Origin of the sequence: Treponema berlinense (assembly GCF_900167025.1) — a bacterium.
GTDB classification, from domain to species: domain Bacteria; phylum Spirochaetota; class Spirochaetia; order Treponematales; family Treponemataceae; genus Treponema_D; species Treponema_D berlinense.
Window position 1 is genome coordinate 106,239 of sequence record NZ_FUXC01000005.1, and the last position, 15,216, is coordinate 121,454.

A 15,216-nucleotide genomic window follows, 5' to 3' on the forward strand; every position below is an offset into this window, starting at 1 on the left:
AAATGAGCGATGAGTTTGGTCGGAAAAAAGTCGAACAGTCTTGGGAACCTGGAACACTCGATGCTACAAGAAGAGCAATCGGTCCAATCGACAAGGAAGAAGCCGTCAGAATGACAAAACTTCTTGGCGGCGAAATTTTGCAGGAAAAATCGGCACCGATTGATTATTCTGCATTTCCTCAAAAAGAAAGGCATTATTCGCACAGGGCAAATGGACGTTCGGCGGCGGATGTCGCTTCTTTGTCGGCAAATAATTCCCAGACAAAAAATTCAAATTCATCTTCAGAACAAAAAAAAGGCGACAAATACGGATATGTTCCAAAAACAGCCCGAAAAAGAGAAGAAAACGGACTGCCGGAAATTGCTTCAAAAGAACGCGGCTTAATGGACAAACTGATGATGAGCGAAGATTACAAGATCAAGCCGAATTTTGGAATCTTTAACTTTGTCCGCTATCTTAAAAAAAACGGAACGGAACTTCTGCGTCCAGGCTACATTTCTTACGACTTGCAGAATCATCTTGACCACTACCAAAGTTTTATAACGACAGTAAAATCTTTAATTCAAATATGCCCGGAAACTTATAAGTCAAAAATTGTCAGCAGTCAGGATGCAAAATTCAAGTTTTTGAGGACTGTCGGCGGCTGGACAATGAAAAATTTAAAGATTTTGGCGCTCGACGTTCAGGAACATCCGGAAGAAGTTACAGTTGCAATGATGCAGCCGATTGTAAAGACTGTTTACAAGGATTTGCTTAAAATTTATTACATTGGCGAAAACGCAATTCCGCGCTTTTTTAAGGAAATCTACAGCGATTTGATGAAGTATCCAAATTCGGATCAAAAAAAGCTGATCATGCTTTCTAAGCAGGGAATTACCGAATGGCTTTATGTTTACACCCAGATTATAAAAGGAATGTATCCGCTTTTAATGCGTATGTGCAGTCCGAAATTTGAATATTTTCCGGCATTTTTTACAGAAGAAACGGCAAATATTCTTTCTTTTCTTGGAATTTCTAAATTCGACATAATTCTTCCAGAAAAAAAAGAAGATATAAAGGCGGCTCAGCAAAAGGCGGAGCAGGAACGCAAGCAAAAGGAAGAAGAACGCAAAAAAAACAATCCGGAACTTCAACGCGGAAAGCATACAGAAATCGTGGACGCCGGAATAAAGCTTCTTGAGAGACTTTTTCCAGATGCCGGATTTTCAAGGCTTGACTCAATGCCGGACTTGTATCCGTATTTTCAGCCGATTTATGAATTCCGTGACGGTTACAACCTTTTGAGCCCGCAAAATCCAATGCAGGTTGTCGTTACGCTTTTGAGGATTATCGAAGATTTGCTTCAAGGCTGCCGAAACATTGTTTTTACGGAAGAAGATGACGGATCTCAGTTCAAGTCAAATAAAAGGACGGACAAACTTTCGGTTGCCCTCAACGAATGGACAGTTTACCGTGAAGAGCTTTTTGAAAAAAAATACTGCGAGCAGCTTTGCGATTTTGTAAACCAGCAGTATTCTCAGAGCGATTTTAAAAATTCACTTTTTGGAAAAAAACTTTTAACTTCGATTTTGTGGCAGACGAAATATAACTTTTTGCCGCATTTTGAATTTGAACAGCTTTTGCTCGAAAAACCTGCAAGCGACGACAAGTATATTCCGCTCTGTCTTCGCACTGATTTTTTGCGCCAGAATTTGACCTCGCTTTCCAAGGAAATCGACAGACAGGCTGGAACAAAAGGTCTTGTTTTAGGAATTTCAAATCCCTGGGAAAAATACGAATTCGATATTCCAAATCCGGTTTCAAAAAGGCTCGATGTGCTTTTAGGCAGAAAATCTCAGGGCGAAAGCGCTGCGACAAATGCTAATTTGATAAAATATGCAATGTGCCTTGTTAGCGTTCTCGATTGGTGGATTAACAATGTTGAAAGTCCTGCATATTCTGGCGGCTCGGAAAATATTTATAGAATTTCTGAAAAAGACGGCGGTCCTGCTTTTAGCGTGCCTGTGCGCGATGACCAAAACAGACTTTTTGCAGAAAGCATAAAAAATCTTCAAAAAACAAGCAAAAACTGAACCAATTGAACCAAAAAAATCAATTCAATATATTTTGTATATGTGGATTTTATTTGCAGTCGGCTCATCTGTTTTTGCAGCCTTAACTTCGATTCTTGCAAAGGTTGGGATTGAAGGTGTAAGTTCAAACCTTGCAACTGCCATAAGAACATTTGTTGTGCTTTTGATGGCATGGGGAATGGTCTTTCTGACGCACTCTCAAGACGGCATTTTCAATATTGGAAAGCGCAGCTGGATTTTTTTGATTTTATCCGGACTTGCGACCGGAGCGTCCTGGCTTTGTTATTACAAGGCTTTGAAAATTGGGGACGCGTCAAAAGTTGTTCCAATTGACAAGATGAGCACTGTTTTGACTTTAATTCTTGCTTTTGTATTTTTACACGAGCAGTTTACCTTAAAATCGCTGGTCGGCTCGATTCTTCTTGCCGCAGGAACTCTTGTGATGGTTTTGTAGATTTTTTCTTTTTATTTTTATGAAGAATTTTGAATTGTTAAGATTTTTTGAAACAAAAAAAACAGTCCGGACTGCCATTTTTATGTCAACCTTGGACTGTTTTTTTATGGTTAGATATTTTCAGTGTTTTCGTCAGAATCAGTTTTTTCTGAATCGTCAGGGTTTTCGGTTACGACAGAATCTGGAACAACGGTGATTGGACGGTTTCTCCACTGCAAAAATGCGCTGAAAACGCCTGCAAAGATTAAGAGCGCACCGCAGATTCCCACGATTATGCCTCCTGCCGTTTTTGAAGGAATGATAAAAAGTGCGATCGCAAGAATTACAAGAACTATGGTTTCGATTAAAGACTGTTTTATCATAATGCCGTTGCGGTGAAGTTTTAAAATTCCATAAACTTCAAGTCCTGCAGAAACGAGCAGATATCCGCCAAGCACGTATGCCATAATTTTCCATATGATTGCCGCTGTTACAATAGGCAGAATAACAGCAACGGTTCCTACAACAATGCTTAAAATTCCGCGGATTGTCATCATAAGGCGATAATCCGGATCCAAAACAAGGTTTCTGGTTGCAACCATTATAAAAACGCCGTCAATAACAGAAGCAATCCCAAGCATAATTACTGCAAAGGCAATAAAAGTCTGCGGACTTAGCAGCATTAAAAGTCCGATAACAGCAACTAAAATCGATAATATAAATTTATTTTTATCCATAGTTTAAAATATAATCATACAGTCGGGTTTTAGTCTATAAAAAATCGGATTAAACTAAAAAATGGCATGCTTATTTTAAAAAACAAGCTTTTGATTACAATTTTCTTTATTTTTAATCAATGCGCCTAAAAATTCCTTAAAAAATTAGAAAAAAATGCTTTTGTGTGCTTGACACAAATATTTAAAAAATATATCTTAATAGAGCATCAACTGGAGCGATGGCCGAGCGGTCGAAGGCGGCGGTCTTGAAAACCGTTATACAGCAATGTATCGGGGGTTCGAATCCCTCTCGCTCCGTTTCTTTTGATGACGCCTGGAGGCGTGGTAGAGCGGTAATACAACGGATTGCTAATCCGTCAGTTCCTTACGGGCTGGGCAGGTTCAACTCCTGTCGCCTCCGAGAAACGAACGCTTCCTTCAAAGTGTTGTTAAACTGTTTGAGATTGTAGCTCAGTTGGATTAGAGCGCCACCCTGCGGAGGTGGAGGTCGCACGTTCGAATCGTGTCAGTCTCACGAAAATTGCACCGGTCAAAAGACCGGTTTTTTTTATGCCTGTCTTTGTTTTTTTTTCAGTTTTTTATTCAATCAATTCATAAAATTCAATTCAGAAAATTCGCGATAAATAAAATGTTCTTTGCTTGATATTTTTTTTATTTTTTCTTGAAAAACTTTTTTCATTTCGCTAATATTCCTGCATAAATTTATTTAATTTGGCAAAGAAGCCGTAAGAATCTTGTAAGGAGCAGTTATTCTGCTTGTTACAGCATTTTTACGGCTTTTTTTTTATGGGTAAAAAAAATGATGGTTGAAAAAATTTTGAATCAACTGAAAGGAACAAACGAAGCGGAAATTATTTTGCAGATGGAAAATGCTTACAGTAAGATTGCCATCGAACAGAATAAATGGTACGAAAAATCTTCTTTTACCTGTACGAGCGGTTGCGGTGAGTGCTGCCGGAATTTTGAGCCGGATTTGCTTGAGTGTGAAGCTCTGTACATGGCGGCCTGGCTTATGGAAAATCAGCCGGAAATTGTAAATAAAATTGCAGAGGGAAATTTTCCGTTTGAAAAAAACAAGGGCTGTCCGTTTTGGAATGAACATAATTCATATCATTGTACGATTTACGGTGGCCGTTCCTGCATTTGCCGTCTGTTTGGCGGTTGTGGAAGCCGCTCTAAAAACGGCAAGATTATGTTTAAACCGTGCAAATTTTACCCGACAGAAAAACTGTCTCAGTTTAAAACGCCTCTTGCGCATAAAAATTATATGCAGGAAGAAATTTTGAATATTTTTGGAACTGTTCCTCCTGTTATGAGCGATTTAATGGAAGAAGTTGAGAATTTAAATCCGCAGGATAAACGTACAAAACTGATTCGCGACAGTCTTCCCGAAACCGTCCGCCGCCTAAAATGGATTATTTCGATGAACGGTCAGGCTCAGTGACGGTTTTTTGTTTTTTTTAATTTGAATTCAATTCATTTTTTTGTTTCTTCTCTTAATTATACGTTTTAAGTTTGAGACCGGTTCTTTTTCTATTTTCAAAAGCAGTTATTTTTTATATCCTGTATACAGTTGTTTAGAAAAAATATATGGAGTTTTTATGGAAAAAAAGGAAGGAATTCTGGTTTTTAACGAATTTGACGGAAAATTTGCAATTGCAAAGGACGAACAGAGTTTTCCTTTTACAAACATTGAATTTGGCGACAATTTTGAAGTAAAGATTGGCGATGAATGGGTTTCGACAAGTTTGCAAATTTCAAACGACGAAAAAGGTAATCTGGTCTTTAAGCTTAAAGGAATAGATTACGAAGGCGACCTGACTGGTTTTGACGCCAGAATATAACATCACATTTTTTAGGTTTATAAAATTTTTTAACTATGACACTTTTAAATTCTTCTAATTCTCTCAAAAAAAATCACCTTAAGGGTTTTTATAAAATTCTCTTTTCAATCGCAATTCCGATTATTTTGCAGAACCTTTTGCAGACTTTCGTCAATATGATGGATACTGTAATGGTCGGACGGCTTGGTTCTGTCGAAATTGCTGCTGTTGGACTTGGAAACCAGATTTTCTTTATTTTGAATATGGTTGTTTTTGGCGTTTCTTCCGGCTGCTCAATCTTTATTTCGCAGTTTTGGGGACAGGAAGATTTTAAAGGAATCCGCAAGACTTTTGGAATTATGCTGATTGTCTGCGTTTTCGTTTCGCTGGCTTTTACCGTTGCTGGAATTTTTAAGCCTGAATTTTTAATCGGGCTTTACACAAGAGATTCTGTTGTTATTCAAAAAGCTTCTGAATATCTTAGAATTGTTGCCCTGAGTTATCCGCTTATGGCTGTCTCGTTTGCCTGCCAAATGGCGTACCGCAGCACGGAGCATGTAATCTTGCCAATGACGACAACCGCGATTTCTTTTGTTTTGAATGTTGCCGGAAACGCGATTTTTATTTTTGGTGTTGAAAGCCTTGGTATTCCTCAGATGGGAGTTGCCGGCGCTGCTCTTGCAACTTTGCTTTCCAGAACTGTTGAATTTTTTATTACGGTTTTTTATGGCCGCATAAAGAAATTTGAGGCGATTGGTTCTTTTAAGGAAATGACTTCGTTTACAAAAGGTTTTCTGCTTAAACTTTTAAAAGTCGGCTTGCCTGTAATTTTTAGCGAGACTTTGTGGGGACTTGGAATTTCCACTCAGAATTCAATTTTTGCTCATACTGGAACTGATTCTTTTGCGGCGTTCAGCATTACAAACACGATTAGCCAGTTAACCTGGGTTGTTTTTATTGGAATGGGAAATGCCGCGGCGATTATTCTCGGTAAAAAAATCGGTGCCGGCGAAAAAGAAAGCGTGATCGCCTTTACGCACAGATTTTGCTGGTTCTTCCCGATTTTGGGATTTGTAATCGGACTTTTTTTAATTCCGCTGAGCTATTTAATTCCATTTATCTTTAACGTTGATGCGCATATTGTAAAAATTGCACAATCCATGCTCTTTGCCCTCGTATTTTTGTATCCGTGGCGGGCTTTTAATATGCTTTTAATTGTCGGAATCTGCCGTTCTGGCGGAGATACGATTTTTGGAACCTTGATTGATAATGGCTGGATGTGGGCTTTTGCTATTCCTCTCGGTTATATTGCTTCGTTTAAGCTTGGACTGCAACCTTACCAGATTTTGCTTTGTCTGGAAACCGAACAGATTTTAAAAACTGTCTGCGGAATCTGGAGAATAAAATCCGGTAAATGGCTGCATAAAATTACCGGGTAGTTTAGAAATTTCCGCCGTTCCAGCCCCAGTTTTTGTAGCCGCTGTAGGTGATGTAGATTTTGTCGCCGGGAATTCCGAGTTCTTTTTCAAAAATTTCGCAAAGTTTGCCACTCATTTTTGAACTTGACTGCGAATCTATATCGCCCAAAACTTCGACAGAAATAAAAGCGCCTTTTTCGAGTTTTTTTCCGCCAAAATAAAGGTCATAATTGTCTTCAAAACCGAGCATAAGGTAGCTTTCTGGTTTTCCGAGAATTGCAACGGCTTTTCCGAGCTCTGCTTTTAAAATGTCGCGTTTTTCCTGTGGAAGAGAAACTGTCACTTTTGAATTTATCATTGGCATAAAATGCACCTCCAGTTTTTTGTTAGTACGCACATTGTATTTTAATTTTTGGCGAAAAATCAACTGAATATGTTATAATGTGAATGCTTATGCGGATTTTGCATGGCGATTTTTATTTTTAAGAGGAAAATTTATGGTTGATTATGCTGAAGGTTCTGGAAAACAGTACCATACAGGCGTCGGACCTGAAGATATTGGAAAATATGTAATTTTGCCGGGCGATCCTAAGCGGTGTGCAAAGATTGCCTCTCATTTTGACAATCCTCGTCTTGTTGCGGATGTGCGCGAATACACGACTTATACAGGAACACTCGAAGGCGTAAAGGTAAGCGTTACTTCGACAGGAATTGGCGGCCCTTCTGCGGCTATTGCAATTGAAGAACTTTCAAAATGCGGAGCGCATACTTTTTTAAGAACTGGCACTTGCGGTGGAATGCAGGAAAATGTTTTGAGCGGCGACATTGTGATTGCAACTGGAGCAATAAGAATGGAAGGCACAAGCCGTGAATTTGCTCCGATTGAGTATCCGGCAGTTCCGGACATTGAATGTGTAAATGCTCTGATTAAGGCTGCAAAGGACAAAAATATTTCTTATCACGCAGGTGTTGTTCAGTGCAAGGATTCGTTTTTTGGGCAGCATGAGCCGGAAGTTATGCCTGTAAGCTATGAACTTGAAAATAAATGGCAAGCCTGGCTTAGAATGGGCTGTCTTGCAAGCGAAATGGAAAGCGCCGCTCTTTTTATTGCAGGAAGTTTTTTGCGGGTAAGGGTTGGTTCGTGCTTTTTGGTTGTTGCAAATCAGGAAAGGGCAAAAAAAGGACTTCCAAATCCGCAGGTTCACGATACAGAGCTTTCTGTAAGAGTTGCTGTTGAGGGTTTACGGAATCTTATAAAAGAAGATTTGAAAAAAAACGGAAAATAAATGGCAGAACGGCTGGATAAACTTCATTTGGACGGATATTCAATTCTTCAGGATAAAAAAAAGTTCTGTTATGGAATTGATGCCGTTCTTTTGGCGGATTTTGCCTTAAAAAATACAAAAAGCAGGATTAAAGATTTTGAGACGAACAAGGATTTTTTGTTTATTGACCTTGGAACTGGAAACGGAATAATTCCAATTCTTCTTGCCGCAAAAACCGGGCCGCGTGTAAAAATTAAGGGAATTGAAATTCAGACGGAAATTGCAGAAATGGCTTGCCGTTCTGTAAAAATAAATTCGCTTGAAGAACGGATTGAAATTCTGGAAGGTGATATAAAAAAAATTCCCCAAAATTTAAAAGGCGGATTTGCGCAGGCAGTTGTTTCTAATCCGCCGTATATGGTCGTTTCTCAGGGGCGTCAGAGCGATAATTTTGCAAAAATGGTTGCCCGCCAGGAAATTTTGTGTTGTCTTGAAGATGTTGTTCGTGCCGCGGATTTTTTGCTTGAAGACGGTGGAAACTTTTTTATGATTCATCGTGCCGGAAGACTGAACGACATTTTTTTTGCGCTTGAAAAGTCCGGCTTTAAAAATTTTTTTTGGCAGAACGTAAAACCTTTTAAGGAAAAGGACGCGACAATGGTTTTGATTATGGCGAAAAAAAATCTGGCGCAAAAAAACAAAACTGAAATTTCTGAAGGTGATGAAAAAGTTCAGCTTGAAGATTTGATAATTTATGACGAGGAAGGAAAATATACTCAAAAAATTCTAGAAATTTACGGCCGAAGCTCTTAAAAACGCAATTAAAAAATGATATTTTGTTGATCTTGGAGTTTTCCGTAAAAACTTTATAAAATTCTGTCAAAAAAAAATGAAAAAATAAACGCAAAATTAGCGAAAAAAAATAAATTATGATTTATAATAAATTTGTTATTTTTTTGGAGTTTTATGTTGGTTAAGAATTTTAAAGACATTTCATTCAGTTCTTTTGAAGCTCTTGTTGATATTTTGAGCGACTGTACAGATTCATTTTTGGTTTTGCTTGATGTAGAAAATAATTCGGTCTTTATTTCTGAGCAGGCCGGTGCAATATTTGACCTTCCCGGCAAAAAATTTCATCATGCAACCGACATTTTGCTGAGGCTTGTTGCAAAAGAAGACCAAAGTCTTTTTTCTAATGAGCTGGACGATGTTATTTCCGGAAAAAAAGACAATTTTAATTTAAATTATCGCGCTTTGACAAAAAGCCATAATTCAACCTGGGTAAATTTGCGCGGAAAAATAGTCTGCTTTGGCGAAGAAAAAAAATCAATTTTGGTCGGAAGAATTGAAATTATCGACGATATTATTCAGCTTGACGATGTTTCAAAACTGCCTACAGAAGTTCAGCTCAGAAAAGATTTTGATAAAGTTTACAAACAGAAAGAAAAACTCAGCGGATTTATTATGAAAATCGACGTTGACAAAATGGGCGAAATAAATGAGCGGCATGGAACTCGTGTCGGAGATTTTATTCTTTCTATGATTTCTGATTCTGTTAAACGCAGCATAAAAAACTTTGGAGTTGCGTACAAAATAAACAGCGATGAATTTATCTGCATGAACCTGAAAGGAGCGACCGCCGTTGATGCGAGTTTGTTCTATCAAAATTTAAAACGCTCCCTTGCCGAAGCTGAGCAGCGGATTGATTATGAAGAAGTTTTTACGGTTTCTGCCGGTGCAGTTGCGTTTTTTAAGGACAGCGTGCAGCTTGACGATTTGTTAAAAAAGGCAAATTTTACGGTTTCTGTGGCAAAAGAAAAGGGCGGAAACAACCTTTCCATGTTCAATGCTACGGATTATTCAAAACATCAGCGCGACTTAAAACTTCAGGAAAAATTGCGCCTTGCAATAAAGAATAATTACGAAGGATTTCAGATTTTTTATCAGCCGGTTGTGGACGCAAAAAATATTTATCTGGACAGCGACAAGACAATTACAAACGTGATTGGAGCCGAAGGACTGATGCGCTATTCCTGTCCTGAATTCGGTGTTGTTTCGCCAGAAGAATTTATTCCGATTCTTGAAAAAACCGGACTTATAATTCCTGTGAGCCGCTGGCTTTTTAAAACTGGTTTTAAGCAATGCTGGGAATGGAATAAGGTTCAAAAAGATTTTCATTTGAGCCTGAATCTTTCGTATATTCAGGTAAAAAAAAGCGACATTTTGACAGATGTTCAAATGGCTTTGATGAATTCTGGCGTAAAACCGGAAAATATTACGCTTGAACTGACAGAAAGCGGTTATATGGACGATATTCATGAACTGGAAACTTTGGTTCACAGTTTTAATAAACTCGGATTAAAGGTTGACATTGATGACTTTGGAACCGGATATTCAAATTTGCGCTATTTGCAGTATCTTAACGCTTATACCTTAAAACTCGACTATTCATTTGTTCATAAGGCGACTGGCGGAGATCAGGGCGACAGTTACGTTATAAAGCACATTACGCAGATGGCGCATGAATTGAACTTGAAAGTTTGTATGGAAGGAATTGAAGTTGCCGAAGATATTGATAAACTAAAAGTTTATGATCCGGATAAATTCCAGGGATTTTATTTTGGACGGCCTTGCACGGCTGATCAGTTCCGGGAAAAATATATTCGCTCGGATGTTCGTTTTGACAGATAAATAAAAACCGGCGGAAAAATAATGGTTTGCGGACTAAAGATAAAAATCTGTCCGCAAACTCTGCATGTTTTTTAGATAAAGTGCTTTAATTCAACGTGTTCAAACTGCCTTGTTTTTACAGCTACAACATAGCTTCCGAAAACAGCGGAAACTGCATCGAAGGCTGCTGCAAAACTGCAAAAAACAGGAGCGGCTGGACGCAAAAGAAGATAACCGGATTCAAAACCGCGGCTGTATATTGTGCAGAGAATTGTAAGCGCTACAAAAGTTCCTCCGGTTGGAAGAGAAGAAAGGACAAAACTTATTACAAGCGACGCGCAAAAAATCCACAGAATATCAAAAAAAGCGAATCCCAAGCTTGAATAAGAACGCAAGATCATAACAAAACAGATTGTTGTTACTAAGGCCGAACCTCCGCGTGCAAAAATCGAAAACAGCGGAATTGTAACGTCAGAAGACGGCTGGTGAACTCCAAGACTTTCGCGGGCATGGCGGAGATTTACCTGAAGAGAAAGGTTTGAGTCGCCAGAAAAAAACGCTGTGATTATCGGGGTAATGCAGGCGTAAATTGCGTGATACGGATGCTGGTCTTTGCACAAAAAATAAAGAATAAGCGGATAAATCAATCCAAGCACGAGAACAAAATCGACCAAAAGCATTATAAAAAGCGGAGTATATGTTCCTGAAGCAAAAACCGGGCGTGCAGAAAACATCCACCAGGCAGAAATTGCAATCATGCCGACAGAAAGCCATTCGATAAAAAATGACATAATTGAATAGCAGAGTTTTGCCGCAGAATCCAAAAAGGAGATTACAGGTTTTGAGACGCTTTGGTCTGTTGTACAGCCGGCTCCTGCAAATCCTGCAAAAATAAAGCAAGGCAGGAGATATGCTCCGTGCAGCAGGGCTTCAAAGCCGGAATACGGAAAAAGCTGCATTGTGAGCGACTTAATGTCGATTGCCGGAAGAGAAGACATTTTTTCGCCAGTAATCGGAATTCTAGGAAGTTTTACAATTAAAATGGAAAGAAGACCGAGAAGTGCGAGAATCAGCGTTGTTCCGAAAACTGCGATTATTGTCCATAGCGCTGTTTTTCCGAGGAGTTTTGTGCTCCTTAACTGGAATACGGCGGTTGAAACTCCAAAAAAAAGAAGCGGAAGAAGTGTGTATCTTCCAAATCTGACAGAAAATTCACTCAAAGAAGCAACAACAGACGCTATTGCAGTGTTGTTTGCCGGAAGAATAAAAGCCGCTCCAAGTCCAAGAGCTATTGCAATCAAATATTTAATCCAAAGTTTCATAATGAATAAAATTATATTAAAAAAATCCGCCCTTTGCCATATATAACCGGTAATGATATAATTACTTTCTATGGACAAGACAATTCTTATTGCTGGAAAAGAAGTTCCGGCCGGAAAAGATTTAGCTTCTTCTGCTGTTTTACATGGAAGAACTGTTTTTATTACTGCCGAAAGCGATGCGACGGATACAGGTTTGGCGGACGGTTCAAATCCTGTTGCCTGGAACAAAGGCTCTGCTCTTTCTTCGCGTTCCCTTTTAATTTCTGCATCGAACAAAAACGGCCACCTTGATGAAGCTGTCTTGATTTTTGATGAAGAATATTTTGCTCCAAAATTTGGAGTTCCCGGTCCTGCCGAAAGCACACGTGCCTGCGACGAATTGATTTTGGGCTATCAGTATCTGACTGCGGAACTTTTGTTGCGCTTTAACCAACGAAAAATTGCCGGCTTAGAAAAAAATCCCGGAAAAATTGTTTTTGTCTATAAACCAAATGTGAACGAGGCGGATGCCGTAAAAAATCCAAATCTCCGTCTTGAAAACCGGATTCTTTCTAAAACCCTTGTTGCTTCGGCCTCGGTCGCATTTAAGGTCTTTGCTGAAAATTTTGCGGCTTCAGTTTGCGAAGCGGACGACGTTATTCCAGTTTTGGTTGAATGTGATTCTTCTAACGAGCTTTCAAAAAACGACATTGCTTTTATGGCCTGGCTTTGCGAATATCTTTCTAAACTTGACGACTTAAAAAAAGAGCTTTCTGCAAAACAGAAGGTGAGCTGGATAAAGGCAGGAGCAAAAGTTCCTGGGGGATTTGGAATTTTTAAAAAATAGGGAAGTTCAAAAAGCAACTGCCTGAATTGTCTGGATTTTTTATGAGTGATTTTTTTATTTCTTGCGTGTTTAAAATTATTTTGTCGTTTATAGCAGGCTTTGTTTTTGGTCTGGAACGAAAATTTCGCCAGCAGGTTGTTGGAATGCGCACTTTGATTTTAATCTGCTGTTCTTCGGCCATGCTTTCGATTTTGTCCGAATGGATTGCAATTCAAAGTGGAGCGGCTGACACTGCGCGTATTGCTGCCGGCGTAATCAGCGGAATTGGTTTTTTAGGTGCTGGCGTAATTATGAAAACCGGACTCAACGTAAAAGGTTTGACTTCGGCGGCGGTTATTTGGGCAGATTCGACTATCGGGCTTTGCATTGGAGAAGGGCTTTATATTCCTTCGTTTTTTCTTTTGACAGTTTTTATTCTGTCTCTGGTTTTGCTCGAAAAAATTGAAAAAAGATGGTTTCCTGCAGGACGCTCAAAATCGCTTCATCTTACTTTTAATGTCGGAAAAATGGACATGACGCATTTGCGTAAAGTTGTTATTGAAACAGGTTTTGTGATTAACGATGTGAATATTACGCAGTTGCTCGAAACAGAGCAGACGATTGTCCATTATTCTGTGAGCGCTCCAAAAATCAACGATTATTCAAAATTTATTGACGAGTTGAATAAGGTTGCGCCTCTTTTAGAAGTTTCGATTACAGGTTAATAATTGCGGATTAAGTCAATTGCGAATGATTGAATAAACTTTTTTAATCGCCTAGAATAATCTGTTATGCAATTTGATAATCCGTTAATTGTTCAAAGTGACAGAACTCTGCTTCTTGATGTACATGCTCCGCGTGCAGCCGAATGCCGCAATGCGCTGATTCCCTTTGCCGAGCTTGAACGGTCTCCCGAACATTTGCATACTTACCGTTTAACTGCGCTTTCTTTGTGGAATGCTTCCGGCGCAGGTTTTAAACCTGAACAGGCGATTGGCGTTCTTAAGGAATTTGCGCGTTACGATGTGCCACAGTCTGTCGAGCAGTGGATTTTGGAAACTGCCGGCCGTTTTGGAAAACTGCGTCTTGTGCAGGGACCGAAAATTGAAGTTCCTTTGACTGCGGCTAACTCTGAAGGCGAAAAAGGCTCTAAACAGGTTACGGAAGAATATTTGTATTTGGTGACAGAAAGTTCTCTCGTTTACCGCGAAATTGCCGCCTGTAGCGTTGGAAAAAAAATGCTGACCGAGTGTCAGTATGAAGAGCCTGCCGGAATAAGCGAAGATAAAAAAGTAAAGGTTTCCGAAAACGAAAAACGCAACTGCTTTATGCTGCATTTGACCGACCGTGGAACTGTAAAGCAGGACTTGCTGAGACTTGGCTGGCCTGTAAAAGACGACGTCCCTCTGGCAGAAGGCGAGCCTTTGGAAGTAAACCTTCGGAAAGTGACTAATTCTGGACGTCCTTTTGAACTTCGCAATTATCAAAAAGAAGCGGCCGCAGCTCTTGTCGGCGATAAAGGTCCTGGAACCGGATTTGGCACCATTGTCCTTCCATGTGGAGCAGGAAAAACAGTTGTTGGTATGACGGTAATGGATTTATTAAAGACCAGCACTCTGATTATTACGACAAATATTTCTGCTGTGCATCAGTGGATTGATGAGCTTGTCGACAAAACCGACCTTCCGCGCGATATGATTGCAGAATATACCGGAGAAAACAAAGTTGTAAAGCCTGTTACAGTTGCAACCTATCAGATTTTAACATGGCGTCCGGAAAAAGACGGACCTTATCCGCATTTTGCGCTTTTTAGGCAGCGCAATTGGGGACTTATAATTTACGACGAAGTGCACATGCTTCCGGCTCCTGTTTTTCGCGTGACGGCAGAAATTCAGGCGATTCGCCGTGTCGGACTTACTGCGACTTTGGTGCGCGAAGACGGATGCGAGGGAAACGTTTTTAGCCTTGTTGGTCCAAAACGCTACGATGTTCCGTGGAAAGACCTTGAAGTTACGGGCTGGATTGCTTCCGCCGAATGTATTGAATTGCGGTTGGATTTGAGCAGCGACAAAGAGCTTGAATATGCAGTTGCTCCTCTGAGAAAAAAACACCGGATTGCAAGTGAAAATCCTGAAAAATATAAAATCGTCGAAAAACTCGTAAAAGAAAATCCCGAAGACAAAATTCTGGTTATCGGACAGTATCTGGAGCAGCTCGGCGAAATTGCAAAAATGCTGAAAGTGCCTGTCATAACCGGAAAAACTCCGAATGAAGAGCGCGATCAGATTTATGCAAAATTCAGGTCGGGCGAAATTCGGGTTCTGGTTGTTTCAAAAGTTGCAAATTTTGCAATTGATTTGCCGGATGCAAGCATGGCGATTCAGGTGAGCGGAACTTTTGGAAGCCGTCAGGAAGAAGCCCAGCGTCTTGGCAGAATTCTGCGCCCGAAAGAGCGAAAAAGCCGTTTCTTTACGCTGATTACGCGAAACACGGTCGAAGAAGATTTTGGTTCTAATCGTCAGAAATTTCTGGCGGAACAAGGATATGCTTACCGCGTCGTGAGAGTTTCCAATTCAACAGAACTGGTGCTTTCAGATTGCTGTAATTAAAAAATGCGGTTGTTGAGCTGAACGGATTTATGCCGTCAGAAAAAATCAAAAAAAAGCCGTAG

At 39.7% G+C, this 15,216-nt stretch carries 14 protein-coding genes and 3 tRNA genes; 14 read left to right on the top strand and 3 right to left on the bottom strand.

Features of this window, described 5'->3' with window-relative positions:
• Window positions 1-2 precede the first annotated feature (2 nt).
• Window positions 3-2,072, top strand: coding sequence for a hypothetical protein (locus B5D47_RS05710; protein ID WP_078930879.1), 2,070 nt, complete (start codon window positions 3-5; stop codon window positions 2,070-2,072).
• Window positions 2,073-2,112: 40 nt separating this feature from the next.
• Window positions 2,113-2,526 carry an EamA family transporter gene (locus tag B5D47_RS05715; protein WP_078930880.1) on the top strand — a complete coding sequence of 138 codons (414 nt, stop codon included), beginning with the start codon at window positions 2,113-2,115 and terminating at the stop codon, window positions 2,524-2,526.
• A gap of 110 nt (window positions 2,527-2,636) precedes the next feature.
• On the opposite strand, the gene B5D47_RS05720 is transcribed toward B5D47_RS05715, so the two are convergent.
• Window positions 2,637-3,242, bottom strand: coding sequence for a DUF308 domain-containing protein (locus B5D47_RS05720; RefSeq protein WP_078930881.1), 606 nt, complete (start codon window positions 3,240-3,242; stop codon window positions 2,637-2,639).
• A 212-nt stretch (window positions 3,243-3,454) separates the two neighbouring features.
• Between B5D47_RS05720 and B5D47_RS05725 the strand changes: the two genes are divergently transcribed.
• The 6 genes from B5D47_RS05725 to B5D47_RS05750 all read left to right on the top strand — a co-directional run bounded on the left by B5D47_RS05725 (window position 3,455) and on the right by B5D47_RS05750 (window position 6,504).
• A tRNA-Ser gene (locus B5D47_RS05725) sits at window positions 3,455-3,539 on the top strand.
• An 18-nt stretch (window positions 3,540-3,557) separates the two neighbouring features.
• Window positions 3,558-3,642, top strand: a tRNA-Ser gene (locus tag B5D47_RS05730).
• Window positions 3,643-3,681: 39 nt separating this feature from the next.
• Window positions 3,682-3,756, top strand: a tRNA-Arg gene (locus tag B5D47_RS05735).
• 285 nt (window positions 3,757-4,041) lie between these two features.
• Window positions 4,042-4,686 (top strand): YkgJ family cysteine cluster protein, encoded by a 645-nt coding sequence (locus tag B5D47_RS05740; RefSeq protein WP_078930882.1) that lies wholly within the window; start codon window positions 4,042-4,044, stop codon window positions 4,684-4,686.
• A 157-nt stretch (window positions 4,687-4,843) separates the two neighbouring features.
• A complete protein-coding gene (locus tag B5D47_RS05745; RefSeq protein ID WP_078930883.1) occupies window positions 4,844-5,086 on the top strand; it encodes a DUF5348 domain-containing protein in 243 nt (80 codons plus the stop codon).
• 35 nt (window positions 5,087-5,121) lie between these two features.
• Entirely contained in the window at window positions 5,122-6,504 is a 1,383-nt protein-coding gene (locus B5D47_RS05750; RefSeq protein WP_078930884.1) for an MATE family efflux transporter, read from the top strand.
• 1 nt (window position 6,505) lies between these two features.
• Here the strand turns inward: B5D47_RS05750 and B5D47_RS05755 are convergent, their stop codons facing one another.
• Window positions 6,506-6,847 (bottom strand): phenylpyruvate tautomerase MIF-related protein, encoded by a 342-nt coding sequence (locus B5D47_RS05755; RefSeq protein ID WP_078930885.1) that lies wholly within the window; start codon window positions 6,845-6,847, stop codon window positions 6,506-6,508.
• Window positions 6,848-6,980: 133 nt separating this feature from the next.
• On the opposite strand from B5D47_RS05755, the gene udp reads away from it, so the two are divergent.
• From udp to B5D47_RS05770, 3 genes are all read left to right on the top strand, one after another.
• Entirely contained in the window at window positions 6,981-7,769 is a 789-nt protein-coding gene (udp, locus tag B5D47_RS05760; RefSeq protein ID WP_078930886.1) for a uridine phosphorylase, read from the top strand.
• On the top strand, window positions 7,770-8,561 hold the full coding sequence (locus tag B5D47_RS05765) for a tRNA1(Val) (adenine(37)-N6)-methyltransferase (RefSeq protein ID WP_078930887.1): 792 nt from the start codon (window positions 7,770-7,772) through the stop codon (window positions 8,559-8,561).
• A gap of 153 nt (window positions 8,562-8,714) precedes the next feature.
• Window positions 8,715-10,439 carry a GGDEF domain-containing phosphodiesterase gene (locus B5D47_RS05770; protein ID WP_078930888.1) on the top strand — a complete coding sequence of 575 codons (1,725 nt, stop codon included), beginning with the start codon at window positions 8,715-8,717 and terminating at the stop codon, window positions 10,437-10,439.
• Window positions 10,440-10,510: 71 nt separating this feature from the next.
• On the opposite strand, the gene B5D47_RS05775 is transcribed toward B5D47_RS05770, so the two are convergent.
• The gene (locus B5D47_RS05775) at window positions 10,511-11,740 is read right to left on the bottom strand and encodes a dicarboxylate/amino acid:cation symporter (protein WP_078930889.1); all 1,230 of its coding nucleotides are present in this window, start codon (window positions 11,738-11,740) and stop codon (window positions 10,511-10,513) included.
• A gap of 70 nt (window positions 11,741-11,810) precedes the next feature.
• Here B5D47_RS05775 and B5D47_RS05780 point away from each other — a divergent pair, with 70 nt between their 5' ends.
• The 3 genes from B5D47_RS05780 to B5D47_RS05790 all read left to right on the top strand — a co-directional run bounded on the left by B5D47_RS05780 (window position 11,811) and on the right by B5D47_RS05790 (window position 15,154).
• Entirely contained in the window at window positions 11,811-12,566 is a 756-nt protein-coding gene (locus B5D47_RS05780) for a hypothetical protein (protein WP_078930890.1), read from the top strand.
• A gap of 41 nt (window positions 12,567-12,607) precedes the next feature.
• Window positions 12,608-13,270 carry an MgtC/SapB family protein gene (locus tag B5D47_RS05785; RefSeq protein ID WP_078930909.1) on the top strand — a complete coding sequence of 221 codons (663 nt, stop codon included), beginning with the start codon at window positions 12,608-12,610 and terminating at the stop codon, window positions 13,268-13,270.
• 66 nt (window positions 13,271-13,336) lie between these two features.
• Window positions 13,337-15,154 carry a DNA repair helicase XPB gene (locus B5D47_RS05790; RefSeq protein ID WP_078930891.1) on the top strand — a complete coding sequence of 606 codons (1,818 nt, stop codon included), beginning with the start codon at window positions 13,337-13,339 and terminating at the stop codon, window positions 15,152-15,154.
• Window positions 15,155-15,216 lie beyond the last annotated feature (62 nt).

Coding starts and splice junctions, on each gene's coding strand:
- B5D47_RS05745 (WP_078930883.1), top strand. CDS start 4,844: ATGGAAAAAAAGGAAGGAATTCTGGTTTTTAACGAATTTGACGGAAAA.
- B5D47_RS05710 (WP_078930879.1), top strand. CDS start 3: ATGAGCGATGAGTTTGGTCGGAAAAAAGTCGAACAGTCTTGGGAACCT.
- B5D47_RS05790 (WP_078930891.1), top strand. CDS start 13,337: ATGCAATTTGATAATCCGTTAATTGTTCAAAGTGACAGAACTCTGCTT.
- B5D47_RS05740 (WP_078930882.1), top strand. CDS start 4,042: ATGATGGTTGAAAAAATTTTGAATCAACTGAAAGGAACAAACGAAGCG.
- udp (WP_078930886.1), top strand. CDS start 6,981: ATGGTTGATTATGCTGAAGGTTCTGGAAAACAGTACCATACAGGCGTC.
- B5D47_RS05785 (WP_078930909.1), top strand. CDS start 12,608: ATGAGTGATTTTTTTATTTCTTGCGTGTTTAAAATTATTTTGTCGTTT.
- B5D47_RS05750 (WP_078930884.1), top strand. CDS start 5,122: ATGACACTTTTAAATTCTTCTAATTCTCTCAAAAAAAATCACCTTAAG.
- B5D47_RS05775 (WP_078930889.1), bottom strand. CDS start 11,740: ATGAAACTTTGGATTAAATATTTGATTGCAATAGCTCTTGGACTTGGA.
- B5D47_RS05765 (WP_078930887.1), top strand. CDS start 7,770: ATGGCAGAACGGCTGGATAAACTTCATTTGGACGGATATTCAATTCTT.
- B5D47_RS05755 (WP_078930885.1), bottom strand. CDS start 6,847: ATGCCAATGATAAATTCAAAAGTGACAGTTTCTCTTCCACAGGAAAAA.
- B5D47_RS05715 (WP_078930880.1), top strand. CDS start 2,113: ATGTGGATTTTATTTGCAGTCGGCTCATCTGTTTTTGCAGCCTTAACT.
- B5D47_RS05770 (WP_078930888.1), top strand. CDS start 8,715: ATGTTGGTTAAGAATTTTAAAGACATTTCATTCAGTTCTTTTGAAGCT.
- B5D47_RS05780 (WP_078930890.1), top strand. CDS start 11,811: ATGGACAAGACAATTCTTATTGCTGGAAAAGAAGTTCCGGCCGGAAAA.
- B5D47_RS05720 (WP_078930881.1), bottom strand. CDS start 3,242: ATGGATAAAAATAAATTTATATTATCGATTTTAGTTGCTGTTATCGGA.